This window comes from Mesorhizobium sp. M1342, from assembly GCF_040317955.1.
In the GTDB taxonomy this organism is placed as follows: domain Bacteria; phylum Pseudomonadota; class Alphaproteobacteria; order Rhizobiales; family Rhizobiaceae; genus Mesorhizobium.
Genome location: NZ_JAMYLI010000015.1, coordinates 103,890 through 122,608, shown reverse-complemented (window position 1 = coordinate 122,608; position 18,719 = coordinate 103,890). Strand labels below are relative to the sequence as shown.

General features: G+C 58.8%; 19 protein-coding genes and 2 pseudogenes. 8 read left to right on the top strand and 13 right to left on the bottom strand.

Annotation, left to right across the window (positions count from 1 at the left end; genetic code table 11):
* Positions 1–191: 191 nt before the first annotated feature.
* Entirely contained in the window at positions 192–554 is a 363-nt protein-coding gene (locus NKH06_RS17545; protein ID WP_352892210.1) for a hypothetical protein, read from the bottom strand.
* Between the two features lie 113 nt (positions 555–667).
* Positions 668–1,162, bottom strand: coding sequence for a hypothetical protein (locus NKH06_RS17540; RefSeq protein ID WP_352892213.1), 495 nt, complete (start codon positions 1,160–1,162; stop codon positions 668–670).
* Positions 1,163–1,218: 56 nt separating this feature from the next.
* On the opposite strand from NKH06_RS17540, the gene NKH06_RS17535 reads away from it, so the two are divergent.
* On the top strand, positions 1,219–1,410 hold the full coding sequence (locus tag NKH06_RS17535; RefSeq protein WP_224660785.1) for an NUDIX domain-containing protein: 192 nt from the start codon (positions 1,219–1,221) through the stop codon (positions 1,408–1,410).
* 589 nt (positions 1,411–1,999) lie between these two features.
* Here NKH06_RS17535 and NKH06_RS17530 read toward each other — a convergent pair.
* Positions 2,000–2,935 (bottom strand): ImmA/IrrE family metallo-endopeptidase, encoded by a 936-nt coding sequence (locus NKH06_RS17530; protein ID WP_352486900.1) that lies wholly within the window; start codon positions 2,933–2,935, stop codon positions 2,000–2,002.
* Positions 2,936–4,906: 1,971 nt separating this feature from the next.
* Between NKH06_RS17530 and NKH06_RS17525 the strand changes: the two genes are divergently transcribed.
* The 3 genes from NKH06_RS17525 (at position 4,907) to NKH06_RS17515 (ending at position 7,151) form a co-directional block, all read left to right on the top strand.
* Entirely contained in the window at positions 4,907–5,293 is a 387-nt protein-coding gene (locus NKH06_RS17525; protein ID WP_031260607.1) for a hypothetical protein, read from the top strand.
* Between the two features lie 68 nt (positions 5,294–5,361).
* Complete coding sequence (locus NKH06_RS17520) at positions 5,362–6,084, top strand: thermonuclease family protein (protein ID WP_352893562.1); 723 nt, start codon at positions 5,362–5,364, stop codon at positions 6,082–6,084.
* 359 nt (positions 6,085–6,443) lie between these two features.
* Positions 6,444–7,151, top strand: a complete 708-nt coding sequence (locus NKH06_RS17515) for a hypothetical protein (protein WP_352892217.1) — start codon at positions 6,444–6,446, stop codon at positions 7,149–7,151.
* Here the strand turns inward: NKH06_RS17515 and NKH06_RS17510 are convergent.
* The 4 genes and pseudogenes from NKH06_RS17510 to NKH06_RS17495 all read right to left on the bottom strand — a co-directional run.
* Positions 7,148–7,237 (bottom strand): annotated as a pseudogene (locus NKH06_RS17510) (oxidoreductase); the annotation flags it as partial. The gene NKH06_RS17515 and the pseudogene NKH06_RS17510 overlap by 4 nt on opposite strands.
* Before the next feature lie 269 nt (positions 7,238–7,506).
* Positions 7,507–8,535 carry a hypothetical protein gene (locus NKH06_RS17505; protein WP_352892219.1) on the bottom strand — a complete coding sequence of 343 codons (1,029 nt, stop codon included), beginning with the start codon at positions 8,533–8,535 and terminating at the stop codon, positions 7,507–7,509.
* Between the two features lie 108 nt (positions 8,536–8,643).
* A complete protein-coding gene (locus NKH06_RS17500; protein ID WP_023760395.1) occupies positions 8,644–8,778 on the bottom strand; it encodes a hypothetical protein in 135 nt (44 codons plus the stop codon).
* Positions 8,775–9,212: a toxin-antitoxin system HicB family antitoxin gene (locus NKH06_RS17495; RefSeq protein WP_352892224.1), complete on the bottom strand. Its 438-nt coding sequence runs from the start codon at positions 9,210–9,212 to the stop codon at positions 8,775–8,777. The genes NKH06_RS17500 and NKH06_RS17495 overlap by 4 nt, the downstream gene beginning before the upstream one ends.
* Positions 9,213–10,064: 852 nt before the next feature.
* On the opposite strand from NKH06_RS17495, the pseudogene NKH06_RS17490 reads away from it, so the two are divergent.
* The 3 genes and pseudogenes from NKH06_RS17490 to NKH06_RS17480 form a co-directional block, all read left to right on the top strand.
* Positions 10,065–10,277, top strand: a pseudogene (locus NKH06_RS17490) (IS110 family transposase); the annotation flags it as partial.
* Positions 10,278–10,511: 234 nt separating this feature from the next.
* Positions 10,512–10,823: a phage integrase N-terminal SAM-like domain-containing protein gene (locus tag NKH06_RS17485; RefSeq protein WP_352892227.1), complete on the top strand. Its 312-nt coding sequence runs from the start codon at positions 10,512–10,514 to the stop codon at positions 10,821–10,823.
* Positions 10,824–10,847: 24 nt separating this feature from the next.
* The gene (locus NKH06_RS17480; protein WP_245273310.1) at positions 10,848–10,988 is read left to right on the top strand and encodes a hypothetical protein; all 141 of its coding nucleotides are present in this window, start codon (positions 10,848–10,850) and stop codon (positions 10,986–10,988) included.
* 346 nt (positions 10,989–11,334) lie between these two features.
* Here NKH06_RS17480 and NKH06_RS17475 read toward each other — a convergent pair whose 3' ends face one another.
* From NKH06_RS17475 to NKH06_RS17450, 6 genes are all read right to left on the bottom strand, one after another.
* Positions 11,335–11,730: an XRE family transcriptional regulator gene (locus NKH06_RS17475; RefSeq protein ID WP_023801991.1), complete on the bottom strand. Its 396-nt coding sequence runs from the start codon at positions 11,728–11,730 to the stop codon at positions 11,335–11,337.
* Positions 11,730–12,101 (bottom strand): type II toxin-antitoxin system RelE/ParE family toxin, encoded by a 372-nt coding sequence (locus tag NKH06_RS17470; protein WP_023813997.1) that lies wholly within the window; start codon positions 12,099–12,101, stop codon positions 11,730–11,732. Before NKH06_RS17470 ends, NKH06_RS17475 begins: the two co-directional genes overlap by 1 nt.
* A 31-nt stretch (positions 12,102–12,132) precedes the next feature.
* On the bottom strand, positions 12,133–12,498 hold the full coding sequence (locus NKH06_RS32050; RefSeq protein ID WP_502914495.1) for a hypothetical protein: 366 nt from the start codon (positions 12,496–12,498) through the stop codon (positions 12,133–12,135).
* 48 nt (positions 12,499–12,546) lie between these two features.
* Entirely contained in the window at positions 12,547–13,761 is a 1,215-nt protein-coding gene (locus NKH06_RS17460; protein ID WP_352486902.1) for an MFS transporter, read from the bottom strand.
* 57 nt (positions 13,762–13,818) lie between these two features.
* Positions 13,819–15,255, bottom strand: coding sequence for an RNA polymerase factor sigma-54 (rpoN, locus tag NKH06_RS17455; RefSeq protein ID WP_352892228.1), 1,437 nt, complete (start codon positions 15,253–15,255; stop codon positions 13,819–13,821).
* A 69-nt stretch (positions 15,256–15,324) separates the two neighbouring features.
* The gene (locus tag NKH06_RS17450) at positions 15,325–15,858 is read right to left on the bottom strand and encodes a peroxiredoxin (RefSeq protein ID WP_352892229.1); all 534 of its coding nucleotides are present in this window, start codon (positions 15,856–15,858) and stop codon (positions 15,325–15,327) included.
* A gap of 1,623 nt (positions 15,859–17,481) precedes the next feature.
* Between NKH06_RS17450 and NKH06_RS17445 the strand changes: the two genes are divergently transcribed.
* Entirely contained in the window at positions 17,482–18,684 is a 1,203-nt protein-coding gene (locus NKH06_RS17445; protein WP_352892232.1) for a cytochrome P450, read from the top strand.
* Positions 18,685–18,719: the final 35 nt, after the last annotated feature.

Below are 18,719 nucleotides of genomic sequence, written 5' to 3'. Positions count from 1 at the left end.
TTGATGTGTTCAAGGAGTTTTGTTGGGCAGCCGTGCTGCTCGTTGTCTACGACGTAAGGGCTCCCCCATCGTCGGTTATCACGCGGCTTAGCCAAGATGCCCAGGGCCGCTTCTCTCAAGGCACGGCATGGAATTTATCCGGCGCGGTCAGGCAGTCAAGAGCGCTACAAACCTAGGCTATGAAGCCAGGGTTAGCTGTCGCTTCGTTCCACAGCTTTCATCCACCGGCACACCTGACCAGTCCTGCCCACCCCACCCGAATCCATGATCACTGGAATGTAGCCAAAGTTAGACTCGCACTTCTGGACGTCGCTCAATATCTGTTGGCAGATCTCGACCGGTACGGGGGTAAAATCGAATGTTGGTCGCTCTAAGACGATGTACCCAAGTGCATTCTCATCTAACCAGTTTTGGAAGCTGAAGCCCTTTTTGTCGAACGAGTAGAACGACCATTCACTCATATGACCTTTGGGCTTTGTGCCAAGCACCGAAATAATGACCCGGCATGCTAGAGGCAAGCCGTGAAGCCAATCGATAATCTGCTGATCGGACACTTTTGCCGAGGCCGACGCCTCGTTCCCTGTTCGACCTGGTCGGGCAGCCGTACAAAACCTGGCGCCGCCGTGGGTCTGCGGGAGTTGCCAGTGCCGAAGCCGAAATGGTCTCCTCATGCTTTGGCAAACGATCCGTTTAGTGGACTTGCCGATGGTCGTTCACCATACACAGCCTCGATGCCCGTCTTCCGGATAGCAGGACCGACGGCTTTCTCTATCTCCCAAACCACCAGCCGCAATCGCTCCATGGTTCGCGCAGTCCTACGCGGCCCGTCCTTGTCAAGCTTGTAGTCGTATCGGATCTGCGTGTATTCGTTCGCGACCGTGCGCGAGCGGATGAAGTCTTCTACCTCGCTCGGCATCTCCAACCCGAGGTGTCTTCCTTCGTCCAGCATGTCCAAGAAATGATGCTGATAGCCCCGGATGTCAGCCGGTGTTTTTCCTTGGAGAAGGAGGAAGCTTCGCAGGTAGTGCTCTAACGCTTGAAAGTAGAGGAATCTGCGAGGATGATCGGAAATGCTCGGCCGAATTTGGGGGGAGACCAAGGCAAGAGCATCAGCGTTCGCCCGATACGTTTGGGCGAAAAGAAAGACGCCGAACGGCGTCATTCCCGATCCATATACCTTCGGCTTTTTGGCTGCACCGTCTCCCATGGTCAGCGAAGATGCCGCCTTCGGTCGCGGAGGGCAAGTCTCTCTCGAGTAAGCACAATCTAAAGGCGCGCTCGCGGGGCAGAGCTACTGGGCGACGCCCGGTGGAGGCTTGCAGCATGGGGGAGACGTTCGAACAGGCCGCAATCCGCGAACTGCGCGAGGAAACCGGAATCCTTGTGGATCGCGTCGCGCCCCAGGTGTGAGAGCGAGAATTTGTGCTTCATTTGCCCGACGGCGAACATGTCATCGCCGAGGAGCGATTCTTCCTGATACGGGCCGATAGTTCCACAGCCGAGCGGGAGTTCATTTGCGAGAGCAGCTAAGACAGCTTTGAGTCTCTTGGTGCTCGGTGCCGTGGCGCCGCCAACAGGATTGGCGTAATCCGCATTGCGACGTGGGAACGATATGCCTGCTATTATCAGAGCCGCCACTATTGCCGACTTGCCGCGCATGGTCGATCTCTTGTTGGAGGATGCTAGGCAAAGACACGCTCTCAACCCGACACTCTGGGCGATTGCAGATGATGCACATGAGAGGGTGGAGGAGGCGGTGAGATTCGCTTTGGAGGCGGACAAGCAGCCATTCCGGCAGAAATGGCTCGTTGCCGAGGGGGATGACGCGCTCGCCGGTCTCCTTCTTTGACGGCATCGAAAGGTCAGGGGAGCTAGAAGGCGCTATTTTGAAGTTTGTAGTAGGGTCGACATTTCCCGACCGGCTTTGCACTGCCTAAGCGTAACTGCGAATCGGAACCTTGTTGAACCACGCGGCGCTGGCGGTCGACGGGTGGCATCGTTAGGGTTTGGCGAGACTCACTTTCTTTCCAATATGATCGCGCCATAAGCCGAGCCGCTTTATTCGATATTCAACAAGTTCCGGTGAGGTCCCGAAGAAGGATGCGATCTCGGGGGCACTTTTGCCATCCGAGACCATACGCTTGATCGCGTCTCGTGGAAGCAAAGTTGCCGATGCCAAGAAATAAGCGTCGTGCTCTTCAGCGCTATCATATGTTCGACCGAAGCAGCCAGCAATCTTAGCTATCTTGGTTAGCTTGTGCCCGGCAAGAATATGCCAATACTCCTCAAGTAGCGTCACTCTTTGTCTCTCAACGGTATGGTAGTCGTTTAAAAAGACAACCCAGCTATCCTGATCGGAATTCAAGGGAACGCTCATAGCGGACCACTCGCCGCGCGACGGTCCAGCAAGCGTGTTTTTTGCCTTTCCGGAAATACAGGTGGATTCCCGCAATCGTTCTACCGTAACAGAATCAACAACCAAATAAAATGGATCCAGCGGATCGCTTTTCTTCAACCCTAACTCTTTTCGGAAATCTTCGGCCGTCTGCTCTAGCTCCTCCTTAGACATGGCGATAACTTCAGCATCTATCGGCGCGCTGCTCGGTTCTGATATATCACCCTTAGTGTAGTGCTGACGAAGACACACGGCTGCGTGCAGTAGGGTTTGCACAGTCCCGGAGGACGCGTTTTTGCCAGCGCGGAAGTGGACGAATGCCACCCGATCAAAGCCAAGCTCGTGTTCATCGGCATCAGGGCCGAGCCACTCCAGCAGCCTAATTTTGGAATTGTTGTCGGGCGATCCGTCGCCCCGCTCGATGCGGGCCAGCGTGGAGAAGCTGATCCCCACAATCCCCGATAATGCCCTTATACTAAGACCTTCGCGTTCCCGCTTCTCGCGGACCGCCCCGACGAGCTTTTCTTCGAATTCGTTCATGTTCACCATTGTGCGATCAGCACACCTTGACACACTCCGCTCCAGAATGCATCCTGTGCTGGTGACACAGACTCGCACATCGGCAAGCAAAATGGAAGTGTTGTTGACCAAGGATGCGCGGGCTGAGTTGCAGCGGATTGGCGACGGTTTGGACGCGCGCCAGCCCGTGGGGGTAAGGGACCGGGGAATCGTAATTCTCGGCCCACAGCCCACATCACCGACTGTCCAGGAGAAAAGTAATGAGCAACAGCAAGGAGCGGGAGGACCCGCAGCCCGATCACGGCAAGGGTCCACCAGACGGCAAAGGTCGTCCGATCGATCACGGGCGCCCCGTGCCGGATCACGGATCGTCGGCCTCGCCGGCAACTACGCCGGGCAGCTAGAGAATGTGCAACGGGCATACCCCGGAGCAACTCTCCTCCCCGATGACCATGGAGTATGGCTTCTCGCTCGCAGCCAAGTCATAGATGGTTTAGCGCGAGAAGCCATATTCCTTATTGCCTTACCAGAAACACCAGCGGTCGAGCCGCGTGGATGGGCGTTCTGGGAGCAAGATGGGCAGGTCGAATGGATCGGCCCGCGACATACCAATTTCCCTGACGGCTCGGTCTGCGCTTATCACCCCATGCTCGACAAAGCTTGGTCGCCAGGTGGTGATTTGTGCACGTTGCTCGACCTTTATAGCGTATGGGCGCTTCGTCACCTTCATTTGGTGGTGTTTGATCGGTGGCCGGGACGCCAGTATGCGATGCCTGATGAACTGGGCCAATCTGATCCCTATTATCGGCTAACTCAGTTTAAGGAGGCCGAGCTTTGCAGCTGCGGATCAAATCGGCGCTATGGCGAATGCTGCCGGCCGCATGACCTGAAACTGCCCTTTCTGTCAATTCTGCACGCCTTCAAAAGGCGTAATCTCGGTCTCGGCATCCTTGGTCGAGCGCCCCCCGCCGAAATTCCAGCGTTGATCGCCCAAGGAGGACAAAAACCTCCACCTTCCATGTTAGAGGTTCACTCTGCTCTGCGGGCGCATGTCGCGGACGTCAGCCGGAATCCGTAGCTCTACATCCCGTAAGAGATGCACGATCGGGTCAGAGGGGGAAGCATGCCGCTCCTGACGAATCCCCAATGCCAGGTGCCGACGACTTCCGAGCCCTCGAACCAAGTCGAAAAGTTCAGCTTCGGAAAATGCAGCACGCGGGCCGCCCATCATATTTTCTCAATATCGTGGTCGCCTGGACCCTTTGCCCATGGGGTCTAGCCCTTGCATAGCCGTTGCGCCAATTCGCTGTTTCGCATCTTCATTCCTACGGAATGATGGATAAAATAACGGGGTATATCCGTCGGAATAGGGAAGTCTACGAACTGCCAGTAGGTGGAATTTGGCAGAATTTACCAGATTTGTTCATCACTCTTGCACCAAATTCAACTTTAGGAGATGCTAACTCGGCCTTGGGAGGGCTGGGGGATGAGAATAAAAGCATTTGTGGCACTTGGTGCCACGGCAGCGCTGGGCGGCTGCCAAACAAGCAATCAAGCTGACTACATGCAAATAGGCTACGGGCCTAGTTTCGACGTCGCCCACGCTCAATGCGAAATGCATAAGGGGTCGGTTGACCAAGGCTATATTGCTATCGGGTCCCCGGGCTTTGTTGCGGGGGCCGGAATCGGCAATGCCCTCGGCAACTTGGCTGCCGAAGACCAGTATATGAAGAACTGCCTCATCCTAAGCGGGTGGAAGCGTGCCCCGCATGGCCAGAGTGCCACGGCAGCTCCAGCCGTTGCTGGTGGCGCGCCACCGACACCCTATGGGATCCAGCGCGCACCTGGCAGCTGGATCAATACGGCGCTGCTGGACTGGTCAGACGCGAATAACAAGTGCGTCGCCGGCGACAAGGCCGCGTGTGGGACTCGAGCGAAGCTTGGTGCGCAACTGAGAGCCGCCGGCATAAACCCGGCGCCGGTCTAGGGGCCATGCAGTGGAACCTGGCGATCTGCCTTGGCATCGTTCTGGCATTGAGCGGCTGCGCAGCGGATTATCTCAATCACTACGACAGCGTGACGCTCTCTGCCGGCGACGCCAATCGCGCCAATAGCCTCGCCCAGACAGTCGACCCGTTCAACCCGAACAGTCAGAACACGCATATCGAGGGCGACGGCCAGCGAACAGCTGGAGTCATCCAGGCCTTTCGCGGAATCCCGCTGACACCGCCAGGCCAAGGTGCGCGCCAAGGTGGCGGCGGGGACTCTGGCAATCATCCATGCGATCTGCGCAATGGGGTTGACAGCCTAGGCCGGGCTTGCGGTGAACGTGCCGCCGAAGCGAAACCGGGCGGCCGCACCGGACATGAGGCGAACTAGCAATGCTGCGTAGAATGCGATCGCCTCGCCGGAGGCCACTTGGCGTGGTGCAAAGGCGCCTGATCTTGGTGACGGTGGCCGCGGCTGGCGCTCTGGCTGCGCAAACGGCCATGCAACACAGCGACCGCATACCTGAGTTCCATCTGCCGAACTGGACCAGCGCGGGCTTGGCGACGATTGCCGGCGTGGCATCCGTCATCGACGGCGACACGATCGAAATCCACGGACAGCGCATCCGCTTCAACGGCATCGACGCGCCGGAGAGCCAGCAGCTTTGTAAAAATGCGAGCGGGGCCGACTATCCCTGCGGCCGGCGATCGGCACAGGCGCTTGACACCTTCCTGGCCGCGTCGAAGCCAGTGCAATGCACATTCGTGACCTGGGATCGCTATCACCGCTTTGTCGGCGACTGCCAGCGTGCCGATGGCGCCAGCGTGAGCGCTTGGATGGTCGAGCACGGCCAAGCGATCGACTGGCCCCGCTACAGCCATGGTGCCTATGCAGCGCAGCAGGGGAAGGCGGAAGCGGCGAAGGTCGGGCTGTGGGTCGGAAAGTTCCAAGCGCCGTGGGAATGGCGCGCCGGGCATGGAGACAATGCCCAACCGGCGGTGAGCCAACCGCTCGGCACCATCAGCCGTCAACAGGTAGCGCAAAGCTACTCATGCCAGCCGCGGCGGAAATGCTCGCAAATCAGCTCGTGCGACGAGGCTCAATGGTATCTCAGTAATTGTCCGTGGGGCGGCAAGCTCGACCGGGATGGCGACGGGCAGGCGTGCGAAACCTTATGCTAGGAATGGCGACGATGACAGCGAGACTAATTGGACTGGCTGTGGCTTTGTGCCTGCCCTTTCAGATGGTTGCGCTTGCGGCGGGAGAACCGACTGTGGTCTCCTGCAAGTTTGAGCACCTGCCTCCGATGCTGCTAACGTTCCGTGGCGGGATGGGAGCTAACGACAATACTCTGCAAGTCGGACAAACCCCGCCCGTTTCGTTAAGCGTCGGATCAAGTTTGATGGTTGCCGAAATAGGGGCACAGGAGCTGACGTTTTCCCTTCGAATGCCCACCTCTGTTTCAATAGCCGCGCCTGGGGATGACGTCATCACATACTACGGAGACTGCATTAGCTCCCTACAACCGCGAGGATAACCGGTGCGGCTACTTCTAAGGGCTGATGGAGCCGAGCGGCGCAACTGGCTGGATTTATTCTCGGCTCCGTTCGACCCTTCCGTTGAGGTGCTTAGTCAGGACGGGCAAGAGCATCTTGTTTTGAATGTGGCGCGGTTGGGCGCTAGTTCCACGCCCCGAGAAGCCTATGACGCTGGTAAGTTGGCCGTCAGGGAAATGAATGCCATCGTGGCCGGAATCGTTGGCAAATCAAATGTGACGTTGACCGGAACGGTTCGCTCATTCGGGGACCGATTATTGGTAGATTTCATCATGGAGACCGAGACCGCGCATTTTAGATTTGGCGCCGGGGCGGCCAGGTTTCAGATCCTTGACCAGCATGGTGAGCCGATCGTCGAGGAAGCGGCACCACCGATCGCGCAAGAGAGATACAAAGCCGCTGCCTCCCAACCCATTCTTGCTGAAGCGTTGGCCTATTCAGCCGGAGCCCCTGACTGGTTTGATCTCTACAAAGCGTGCGAATGTCTCCTGGCCGGAGGCGTCAGACTCGATAGCGGAATGAAGGAGGTCAAACAGACCGCTAACGCCTTTCGCCATAGAGCCAACGGCAGTTCCCGGTTGCCCCCAAATCCGCAAAGCCTCCTCGACGCCGTGAGACGAACGAGAGCCTGCATAAACCGGGAGTTGGACCGTAGGGAAGACCTGTCAGCGAATGACGACAGCGCCCCTTAGAAGATTGACCTATGGACGCCGCCGTCGACGCGCAAAGCAGCGCGACTTGTCGCCGAAGCCTGCTCCGAGCAGACATAGACGACCAAACCACGCCGAGCTTACCGCCAGCCAACTGCCCATCCAGGAAGGGTCGCCATCAACCCGCATCTGACCCATTCGCCGAAAATGGTCGATCGCTGCCGAATATGCCGGATCGCCACTACGCAGGCTGTTTAGTGTCTGCGCAGCCGCGACCGTGGTCGAGCGCAAAGGATTGCATATGGTCGACGATGGCATATCCTACGTGTCGGCCACCCAAGTTGAAGACGCTGTGGGATGAAAAGGGCGATGAGCCACTTCGGGGTATGTCCCTGGCTTAACCGCTTAACCCTGCATCGATCTTTGACAAAACGGCTGCGATCTCAGAATCAAAATCGTACGGTCGTTCCGTTGACGGGGGCAATCTGGAAATGAAGTGCGCAAGCTCCAGCGCGCCGAAGTCGTGAAAAGGATTGAGACCGATAACGTTGCTCATAGTCAGGTCCTCGGGAACAGGAGAAGGGAGCAGTCTAGAAAAGCGACGCAATGCCTCGTCTATGCTCCAATCCGATACGAACAACAGCAGTGAGCTGAAGGCTAGGAGCGCCGGGGGCGCGTTTCCGAAGATGCCAGGACCGACTTTACGTCTGAGCGCCAATTTGCCGTAGTCGGCCATTAGCGCCGCTAGGCGTGCCGCCCGTTCAAACCGATCTCGTAGAGGTGCCATCGCAATCAGAGTGCTTCCATGAAAGCCGCTCAGAATGCGTTTGGTGCGATCTCTTACATCCGCATCAATCAGCACCCTAGGCATCGTCTCCACGAAATCGCGATAGTGAAAGGCCAGGTCACGCTGCGCCGCGCGTTTCCGATCAAAGCCAGGCATACGCGCGTGCAAGGGGTCAAAAGAGATAGCTTCGTAAAATGGCAATCGCCGGATCGAATACGCCCAGTCAGCCATCAGTGGGATTCCCTTGACGACAAACGAATTTGCTTCCCGAAACATCAGGAACCAAGATCTCAGCCGGAATATGTCCTCTCTATTACACTCACCGGTCGCGATCGCCTTGCACACTAACTCCCGGATAATTTTCGTATCCTTGTCGTTCGCATCAAAACGCACTTCAACGTCGCGCACGACACCCGGGGTCTCATCAATGGGGAAGAAGTCGCACCCGATCTTGTGTGCAGAGTGGCCGTACTGATCTATGAACCGAAAGTGTGCCTGGCGTGTGTTTTGCGTCCCCTTCTTGACGTCCGAACGCACTAGGCTTGCACCGCCGCAACGACAGGATGGGCACAACAAGTCACCGCGCATCCATTCGCGTTCCGACTGGCTCAAGCCGAAATCTTCCTGATCAAGGATCATGGTTACTCCGCGGAGTTGGAGCAACTGCCTGGAGTCAAGCTCACGATCGAAGTGTTGTGAAAAAGCGGTGTGGCTCATTGGGAGCGACCCTCGGATGTGTGATGAAGCTTATGAGATAAGCCGATAAGCGCAATACGCGCCTATCGCGACTGCCGCGATGGCAATGATTATGGCGACCGCACCTTCGGCCGTCAGCCTGACCTTGAGGCTGGCACGCGAGGCAGAAATCTCAATCTTGCTCACGGCTTGTCTCCATCGCCGGCGCAGCCTTCGAGGCAGCGCACCATCCAGGCATTGAGGGACTGTTTGTTTGCCTCAGCTTTTGCCGCTAACCGCGTCCTCAAACTCTCCGGCATTCGCAAAGTGAATTTCACCTCACCCGAGCCGGCTTCAGGCATTTCACCGAACAGTTTCTCTATGAGCTCGGGGTCCCAGCTCATATTCTTTTCGAGCCACTGACGGGCCTCGTCCGGAGTCAGCGGTGTGATCGTGTCGTGATCATCTTCGTTCTGACCATCCGTGAAATTGTAGCGGAAGAATGCACCATGGCGGGTCTGGTAAAGGTAATCGCCATAGCTCCACCACTCCTCATTGGAGGTCCAACCGCCGATCTGGGTTGCCGTTTCGGTGTTGTAGGTTTTGCCATCGATAATCCGCTTACATTTTGTCGGACGCATGAAGCGCTCCATCAGTTGCCGTCAACTGACAAGGTAGGTGACTTGCCGTCACCTGTCAACACTTGCCGTCACCTGATCTAGCATGACTCAATGTGACAATGTCCTTTATCAGTGATTGTGCGCGTAAAGTTCAACGCCGCTCTATCGTCTTAATGGTCCGCGCCATCTCTCGTTCTCACAGCATTGCTGCGCTTCTAAGCCATGCTGCAAAGGCGGGCTGGGGCGGGGCCACCGACCCCAATACCGGAAACCATACCTTCGGGCGACCGTCGACCGGATGAGGCGACGCTCGATGAAGTCAAGCGCTACTCATACAGAACTCTCGATTGCGACTAAGTTGCTTGCCAGGCAACGAGAAACCCCTGATAGAATGGTCAGGGCGATCAAAGTCATGCTTGAACGAGGGTCGCAGTGGTTTCGTTGGGAGCCACATATTCATGCGCCCGGAACGATCTTCAACGATCAGTTTGGTGCAGACTCTTGGGAGGCTTATCTCTCAGCACTAGAGGCCGTAACTCCGGCTCTAAAGGCGATCGGAATTGCCGACTATTACGGGATCAGAACGTATCAGCGTGTGCTGGCCGACAAACAGCAGAACCGCTTGCCCGATTGCGACCTTATATTCCCCAACATCGAAATGCGACTTGGGATTGGCACGACTAGGGGCAACTTCGTCAACATCCACCTTCTAGTTGACCCATCGGACCCCGACCACGTCGATCAGATTACAACGATGTTGAGCCGTCTGACATTTCGTGTCGGGGACCAAGACTACGGGTGCACAGCTCCTCAGTTGACGCGTTTAGGTCGACGCCTCAATTCAGCGCTTACCGATGATCGGTGCTGCGCTTGCATATGGCGCTGCTATACGAGGCGGCCGCAGTCATCCTGAACCGGTCGACGTATACTAGCACACTGCGAACCTGGGCTTTGGAGCTGAAAGAACGGCTTGGCTTCAAGCGAGCGGCCGTGGCTCTGGCGCGCAAGCTGGCGGTGATCATGCATGCGATGCTCCAGACGGGCGAGCTGTTCGATCCGCACGGAGGAACGCCTGCCGCAGCCTGATCCTGCATACGCTTGCCGGCGACGATTTCCTCACGTCATTCAACCGATAGCGTTCTTCCAGGACGCACCGAGCTGTCCCTGCCGGGACGTGGCTGAGATCATTCCGCGAAGCGGGAAGCAACTGCCTCGGTAAGCAGATTGCGCCTCGGCCTGAGATGGCGCGACTGCCATTTGACTTGGCGGGAAGAGGCGTCGATCTGACCATGGAGTTCCGTTCAACGAGAGGAACTCGCCATGGCTACCCTGTCGACCGATGCACCAATCTCTCCGCTTCGCCAGCGCATGCAGCACGACATGCTCATGCGTGGCCTGGGCTCCCATACCCAGCAGGACTACGTTCGTCACGTCCGGCGCTCCGCTGTGTTCCTTGGCCGCTCGCCCGACACGGCGACGGCTGAGGACATCCGTCGATTCCAGCTGCATCAGCATGAGAGCGGCGTCGGCCCTGCGACGATCAATGGCGCGGTCTCGGCACTGCGGTTCCTGTTCATCGTGACGCTGAAGCGTCGGGATCTGGCGCGTGCGCTGGTGATCATGAGGTATTAGCGCAAGCTGCCCGAGGTGCTGAGCGTGGAGGAAGCGGCGCGGCTGCTCGAAGCCGCACCCGGCATCAAGTACAAGGCCGCGCTCGGCGTCGCCTATGGCGCGGGCCTGCGCGTGTTCAAGTTGCGCACCTCAAGATCGACGACATCGACTCGACACGCATGCTGATCCGCGTCGAACAGGGCAAGGGACGCAGGGACCGCAACGCTATACTCTCGCTGCAATTTCTGGAACTGCTCCGGCTGTGGTGGCGCGAAGGCAGGTGGCGCGGGGTGATGCTCCCCCATGGCTGACTGTTCCCCGGGGCGCAGCTTCACCGCGCCGATCTCATCGAGGCAATTGCACCGCGCAGTCCAGGAGGCAGCCAAAGTCGCCGGCATCCGCAGCTCACACCTATGTCGGCCTCCGTTAACTTGCCGCGAGCTGGCTTAACTAGGACGTTGCTCATACCTACTCCTCGCATGGACGAGAGCATCTCGCCCCCATCGGTAGTCTTTCGCCGAACAGAGTGAGGTCAGCCGGCGCGTGCGGCCTTTGTGCGATTACGTCCACCTGCCGCTCTTTTAACGCTACGCACGGAGACGGCTTTGGGAGCCACGACGTCGCCGAGCCGCTCTATACGGAGGGGCGCGCGCGAGGGAAGGCGAACGACGAGTTCGAGTTGCCCCCCGATCGCCTCGACGTAGCTTTTAAGAGTAGACAAGTACATGTCGGCTTGTTTCTCGATCTTCGAGACCGAAGGCTGCTTGATCTTGAGGACCGAAGCGATTTCGGCCTGGGCCTTTCCAGCGGCACGCCGCAAATCGCCGAGACTCTCGACTTCTCCCCTTAACTCTTCGAAACGCGCGTCGACCCGCTCCCGACGATCCTCGGGGAGCGCAGCGATTAGGTCATCAAGCTTGCGTCCCATCACTTCTTCTCCTTCTTCGCCGCCGCCAAACGGTCGAGATGCCCTTGATAGCGCTTGTCCGCCTTGGCGATCAGACGTTTATAGAAGCGCTTCTCACTCACGCCCGACTTATCGCCGGCGACGAGCAGGATCGCCTTCCGCTTCCGGTCGAATGCGAACGCAACCCGCCAGACACCATCATCAGCATCGAAGCGAAGTTCTTTCATGTTCGCGAACGACGAGTCATTCAAGGTATCCGCATGCGGTCGCCCCAGCTGGGGCCCAAACACACCGAGCAGCTTAGCGGAGGCCAATAGCTCATCTTGGACTGTCTGGGGCAACGCCTCGAACTCCCCATCGAACTCATCGCCAAAAACGACTTCCCAAGTCATATATAGCTCCTAGGCTATGTGGTCAACATCATCAAGCTGCCGAACGATAGTCTGCGGCCGAAACAAGGTAGGCGCCGTCGACGATAATCCGGCCGCCGTTGACACGACTGGCAATTCGCGACCTGTCTGCGCTATCGAGCGGCATCGTCACCGGCGTTCTGACGGGCATGGCCGGCGCGTAGCTGTCGCTTGCCCATAATGCCTGCTTGTCGTAAAGGATATGACCGCCAGCAAGGGTTCCATCGCGCCGGCAGCGCTCACCGACGCCAAATGGAAACCGGTGCCGGCGAGGTTCGCGTGTCTGGCGGCGAAGGTCGCGTGGCCCGGAGGTGAAGCCGGCGAGGCGCTTGCGCTGGTCCATGCGTAATCGTGCGGAGGACCGCGCCGCGCTGTGCATCGCATCTCTCGTCCCGCTGCGCTGCTGAGGCCTCTTCTGTCAGGCGGTCTAGGTTTCGCGCTTCGGGCCGAGCACGAACACTATGAGGGCAGCGACGAACGTGGCAACAGCACTGTAGGCAATGGCGCTGGTAATCCCCGCATTCTCCACCAACAGTCCGCCGAAAATCGCGCCGGCGGCGATTGCCACTTGGAATACTGTGACCAGCAGCACACCGGCGCTTTGGGCCTGCTCGGGAACGGCCCTCCGTACCATCCACGTCTGCAATCCCACTGGCACCGCGCCGAAGGCAAACCCCCACGCGGCAACAGCAATCGCCGAGGCCAAGGCCGATGCTCCCGCCGTCAGCAGCGAAACAGCGGCTATCGCTATGAGCAGCGGTGCAAGGGCCGCGACTGCCTTGAGACTGTACTCGGCCAGAAGCCCGCCGGCCAGATTGCCGAAAAATCCGCCGATGCCAAAAGCAAGCAACACAAGCGAGATCGTTTCTGCATCCAGCGCGGGAATCTTCTCGAGGAAGGCGCGGATATAGGTGATTCCGGCGAAGTGGCCGGAAGCGACCAGCAGGACGACCAAAAGCGCAACCTTGACCATCGGAATCTTAGCCACATCCAGCAGGCTGCGGAAGCTAGCCACTCCAATCGGAGGCAGTCTCGGAATGGTTATGAGTTGCACCAGCAGTGTAGCCGCGCCGCCGGCTGCGGCGAGCATGAAGGCGCTTCGCCATCCCCAGATATCGCCGACATAGGCGCCGATTGGAGCTGCGCAGACGGTAGCTACGGAAACGCCGGTGAGGATGATCGACATGGCGCGCGGCAGGAGGTGGCTTGGAACGAGCCGCATCGCCAGTGCTGCCGACATCGACCAGAAGCCTCCGAGCGCTATGCCGAGCACGACGCGTGCAGTCAGGAGAACCGCCAGCGACCACGCGCCGGCCGCCAGAACGTCCGACAGGATCAGCAGCAGCGTCATGGTCCACATGACGGTCCTGCGGTCCAGGCGCTTTGTGATGATGGCCACCGTCGGCGCCGAGATCGCCCCGACGATAGCTGTCGCCGTCATCGCCTGTCCAGCCGCTCCCTCGCTGATACCGAGATCATGCGCGAGGGGCGTGAGCAGGCTGACAGGCAGAAACTCTGCCGTGACCAGCCCGAAGGTGCCCAAGGAAAGCGAAATGACCGCACCCCATGCGGGACCAGACGGTGGGACGGGCTTTTCTGGGTGCAGAACAGCGTCCATGACACCTGCTGCGGATTGGGTCATGAACGAAGTCTCCACTTTGATGCAATGCAACGTGATGTTGGCTGCCTTGACCCAAATCTAAAAACACAAGCGCATTTCCCGGCGGCGTTGCACGGAGGAGGGTATGTTCATTGCTTCGCGATATTTTGTGACGGTGCGGCGCGCAACATCGATGCCGGTTTCCTTCAGCCGGACAGCGATGTCCTCATCGGAAAGCACGTCGCCGGGAGATTCTGCGGCAATGATCGCTTTGATCCGATGCCGGACAGCTTCGGCGGAGTGCGCATCGCCGCCTTGGCAGGACGCGATCGCGACGGTGAAAAAATACTTCAGCTCAAAGACTCCACGCGGGGTAAGCATGTATTTGTTCGAGGTCACCCGGCTTACCGTTGACTCGTGCACGCCGATCGCATCAGCGACTGTTCTAAGATTGAGAGGCCGCAGGTGGGCGACGCCATGTTCCAAAAAGGCATCCTGCTGACGCACGATTTCAGCCGCAACCTTAACAATGGTCTTGGCGCGCTGATCGAGGCTGCGGATTAGCCAGTTCGCATTTTGCAAGCATTCGTCGAGAAATGCTTGGTCTTTCGAATTTTGGGCAGTTTGACGCGTGACTTCGGCATAGTAGGTTTGGTTGATCAGCAGCTTCGGCAGCGTGGCGGGATCAAGTTCGATCTGCCACCCGCCTTGCGGCGAGGGCGTGACCCAGACGTCGGGTATGATTGATTCAGACGCACCGGATTGGAATCTGTTCCCAGGCTTGGGATCGAGCGCCCGAATCTCATGCATCATGTCGAGAAGGTCTTCTTCATCGACGCCGCAATGCTGCTTCAGCGCCTCAAAATCGCGTCGCGCGAGCTTTTCAAGATCGGCAACCAAAGCTGCCATTGCTGGGTCGAGCCGGTTTCGCTGGCGCAACTGGATCTCGAGGCATTCTCTGAGATTTCGCGCAAAAACTCCCGGTGGATCAAATTGCTGCAACGTCCCGAGAACCCGTTCCACAACAGCCTCACGGACATTCAGGCTCTCGGCCAGCTCCAGAAGGTTTGCCCGAAGATAGCCAGTGTCTTCCAGATCGGCGGCAAGCTGGCCAGCGATCAGCCGCTCCTGTGGTGTGAACGCAGTGAGGGCGATCTGACGAGCGACATGGTCGTGCAATGTTTCGGCGAGGGTGGCAAACTCGTCGAGGGAAGGGCCATTGCCCGGCGGGTTGTTGGTCGTGTTGCGAAGGGATTTCCATTGCCCGAGCCGTTCAGGCGAACCTGCCCCGGTCGGTCCTTCAACGGCGTTTGCGAAAGGGCCGACAGGCTGATCCGCTCCCGAAATCGAAACGTCGTCAAAAGGCCCGCCATCGTTTGATGCAGATTCCAAGAGCGGGTTCTTCTCGATTTCCCGCTCCACGAACTGATGCAGTTCAGGATGCGCCAGTTGCAGCAAGCGAATCGACTCAATCAGTTGAGGCGATGCGACCATGGATTGCTTCTGGCGCTGAAGCAGGCTTGCTGAGGATTGCATGGTGAGCGGGATAATCCTGTCGAGGAGCCCCTTGGGGCCGGCAATGGCACCAATGGGACGTTTGCTAGGTCATGCGGCGGCTTTCAGCGTTTCGAGAACGTTTTGCGGGGATGAGACGCCATACGGGTCGGCCTCGCAGTTGTCGGAGAAACCTTCCTCCTCGAACCACTGCTCCACCACGCCATTGTTGATCAGGGCGGCGTAGCGCCAGGAGCGCATCCCGAAGCCGAGATTGTCCTTGGCGACCAGCATGCCCATTTTGCGTGTGAACTCGCCTGAGCCATCGGGGATGAGCTCGACCTGCTTCAGGCCCAAGGACTTCCCCCACGCATTCATGACGAAGGCATCGTTGACTGAGACGCAGTAAATCGCGTCAATTCCCTGCTTCGCAAACTCATCATAGAGCTCTTCGAACTTGGGCAATTGGTAGGTCGAGCAGGTCGGGGTGAAGGCGCCAGGCAGCGAGAACAGGATGACCCGCCTGCCGGAAAAGTAGTCGTCAGATGTCTTTTCTTCCCAGCGATATGGATTTGGCCCCTGGACTGACTTATCGTGAACACGCGTGAGAAAGGTGACGAAGGGAACTTTCTTTTGAACTGTCATTAATTTGCTCCTGCAAAAGTAGAAACTGGCGCGCTGAATTCTGGCAGAGGCTGGCGCAATACCGAGCTAAGGCTCGTATGCCGGGCATGGAATGAGGGCCTCGCGGCTCGCAACCTCCTTTATCCCTCCCGACGTATGGGAACGTCTTGGCGGTGTCTTGGCCACCCGAACGCAATCGATCTGAGCGAGATGGAGACGTCGAGCCGCTTGCTTTCCACGGCTATGGCGCCGCAAGCGGGATCGGTCACCCACGATCGTGCGTTTGGAAAAGGGATAGCGGCCGGAAGTAGCCAATATCGCGAGCATGTGGGGGCCTGAAATGTCACTTCACGCAGACTCGGGTCACTAGACTGGTTCAGCGTCTTGTCGATATGTGGCAGTGACCCGCCGGCCTTGGCTTGGGTGACCCTTTGACGGGGCCCTTGGGCACTCACATGCTGAACCGAACCGGTAAACGGCATTTGCGCGAGCGGCCCGTGTTGGCGTGCCGGCATCGGACCAGCCATGCGCGAAGCAGCCACCGAGAACGGCCTTCCGGAGGAGACGATGTCCCGATGTTCAGCGGGAACGGGCACCGTCTCCTCAGACCACTGTCTAGAGCTTCGCGCGTCGGGCATGGTGCAAGTCGCTTTCATCGTGATTTGATGGTGCTCTAACCAGGAGCAGCAAGCGGCGTGCCATTTCAAATAGAGGTGCTGTTGGACCGCCCCTTCTTCTCGGAGGCCGTGTCTTAGAAGATCGGGCGCGCGCTATGCCGCCTCGTCACATAGGCAACAACGGCGGATATTCGGCGCTTCAGCCCCGGCTGGGCAAAGAAGAACCGGAAGCCGAGCCGATGCACTACCTGAGGCTGGCGGGCACTCCAGTCGTAGCGTGTGCCGCTAGCGTTCATGGGTGCGCAGGCACGGCTATCGCGAACACGCGCCTGTCGCAGCAACATGAGCGCGCGCTCTTGGGCAAGCGCCTTGGCGCCGTGAGGATCGAATTCCCCAATCCTGTCTGTTTGCCGCCCTCTTATGTTCGAAACTGGACCAAAATGTCGCAGGCCCGACCTAAAGGTCGCCCGAGGCGTTCTGTCCGACACTGTTCCGTCGCCTTTGTTGGCCCGCGACACCGGCTTATTTCGCCTAGCTCTTCTCTGGCCTCAGGGTAGGCCGCTGAGAAGCTGCCACAATCTTTTTCTGCTGCGGCCAAATTGGCACGAGATTTGAAGCACCTTCGTTGCGGGCCGGGAGCCGCCGACCGACTTTCATTTCGTGGATGACACGAATGGAACGAAGAAAGAAAAGCAAAATGTCAAATCCGCGTCGGATAGCGTCTAAGGGCAGGGGGTCCTCGGCGAAACCGCCCTTACCCAACAGCTCGCCGCCCTTGTCGACCCTTGCGCAGGAAATCTTGGCCGGCGGCGAGTCAAAGGCCCACCACACCGACTTTATCCTGACCTCGAAGGTACAGGATAACGTCTGCATCTCGCCGCGCGTTTGCCTAGACAGTTAAGCGTTAGCCGATCCTAATAATCGGTCTGCCTCCGACGACGTCGTCCACATGCCGTCGTAGGTCTTCTCTACCGCAGCGCCCGCCGGTCACCTTCCGCCCTTCCATCGCTATAGAGTGAAGTGCCGCATGTCCGAACAACCTTTGCCCACGCTGCCGATGTGGCGCGTCGATCACATCGAGCCCTCGCCTGAGATGTTGGCGCTACGGGCCAACGGTCCGATCCACCGCGTGCGCTTTCCGTCCGGGCACGAAGGCTGGTGGGTGACAGGCTATGACGAGGCCAAGGCGGTGTTGTCCGACGCGGCGTTCCGGCCCGCGGGAATGCCGCCGGCGGCATTCACCCCGGATTCGGTGATTCTCGGTTCGCCAGGATGGCTGGTCTCGCACGAGGGGGGCGAGCATACGCGGCTACGCACGATCGTGGCGCCGGCCTTCAGCAACGGCAGGGTGAAGCTGCTCGCGCAGCAGGTCGAGGCGATCGCCGCGCAGTTGTTCGAGACGCTGGCGGCCCAGCCCCAGCCCGCCGATCTGCGGCGCCACCTCTCCTTTCCGCTTCCCGCCATGGTCATTGGCGCGCTGATGGGCGTGCTCTACGAGGATCACGCCTTTTTCGCCGGGCTGTCCGACGAGGTGATGACGCACCAGCATGAAAGCGGCCCGCGAAGCGCGTCGCGCTTGGCCTGGGAAGAACTCCGCGCCTACATTCGCGGCAAGATGCGGGACAAGCGCCAGGATCCGGGCGACAACGTGCTGACGGATCTGCTCGCGGCGGTCGACCAGGGCAAGGCGACCGAGGAAGAGGCGATCGGCCTGGCGGCGGGCATGCTGGTTGCGGGGCACGAGAGCACCGTCGCGCAGATCGAATTCGGCCTGCTGGCCATGTTCCGCCATCCGCAACAGCGCGAACGCCTGGTCGGCGATCCATCCCTGGTGGACAAGGCGGTTGAGGAAATCCTGCGCATGTACCCGCCGGGCGCCGGCTGGGACGGCATCATGCGCTATCCGAGGACCGACGTGACCATCGCGGGCGTGCATGTTCCCGCGGAGAGCAAGGTGCTGGTCGGCCTGCCGGCGACGTCGTTCGATCCGCGCCATTTCGACGACCCGGAAATCTTCGACATAGGACGTGACGAAAACCCGCACCTGGCGTTCTCCTACGGGCCGCACAACTGCGTCGGCTTGTCGCTGGCCAGGCTGGAACTCAAGGCGGTGTTCGGTTCGATCTTCCAGCGCTTTCCCGCGCTGCGCCTGGCCGTGGCGCCCGAAGAACTGAAGTTGCGCAAGGAGATCATCACTGGTGGGTTCGAGGAGTTCCCGGTGCTCTGGTGATGCTCGGATGCCACCAGGAATCGCGATGTTCTCGA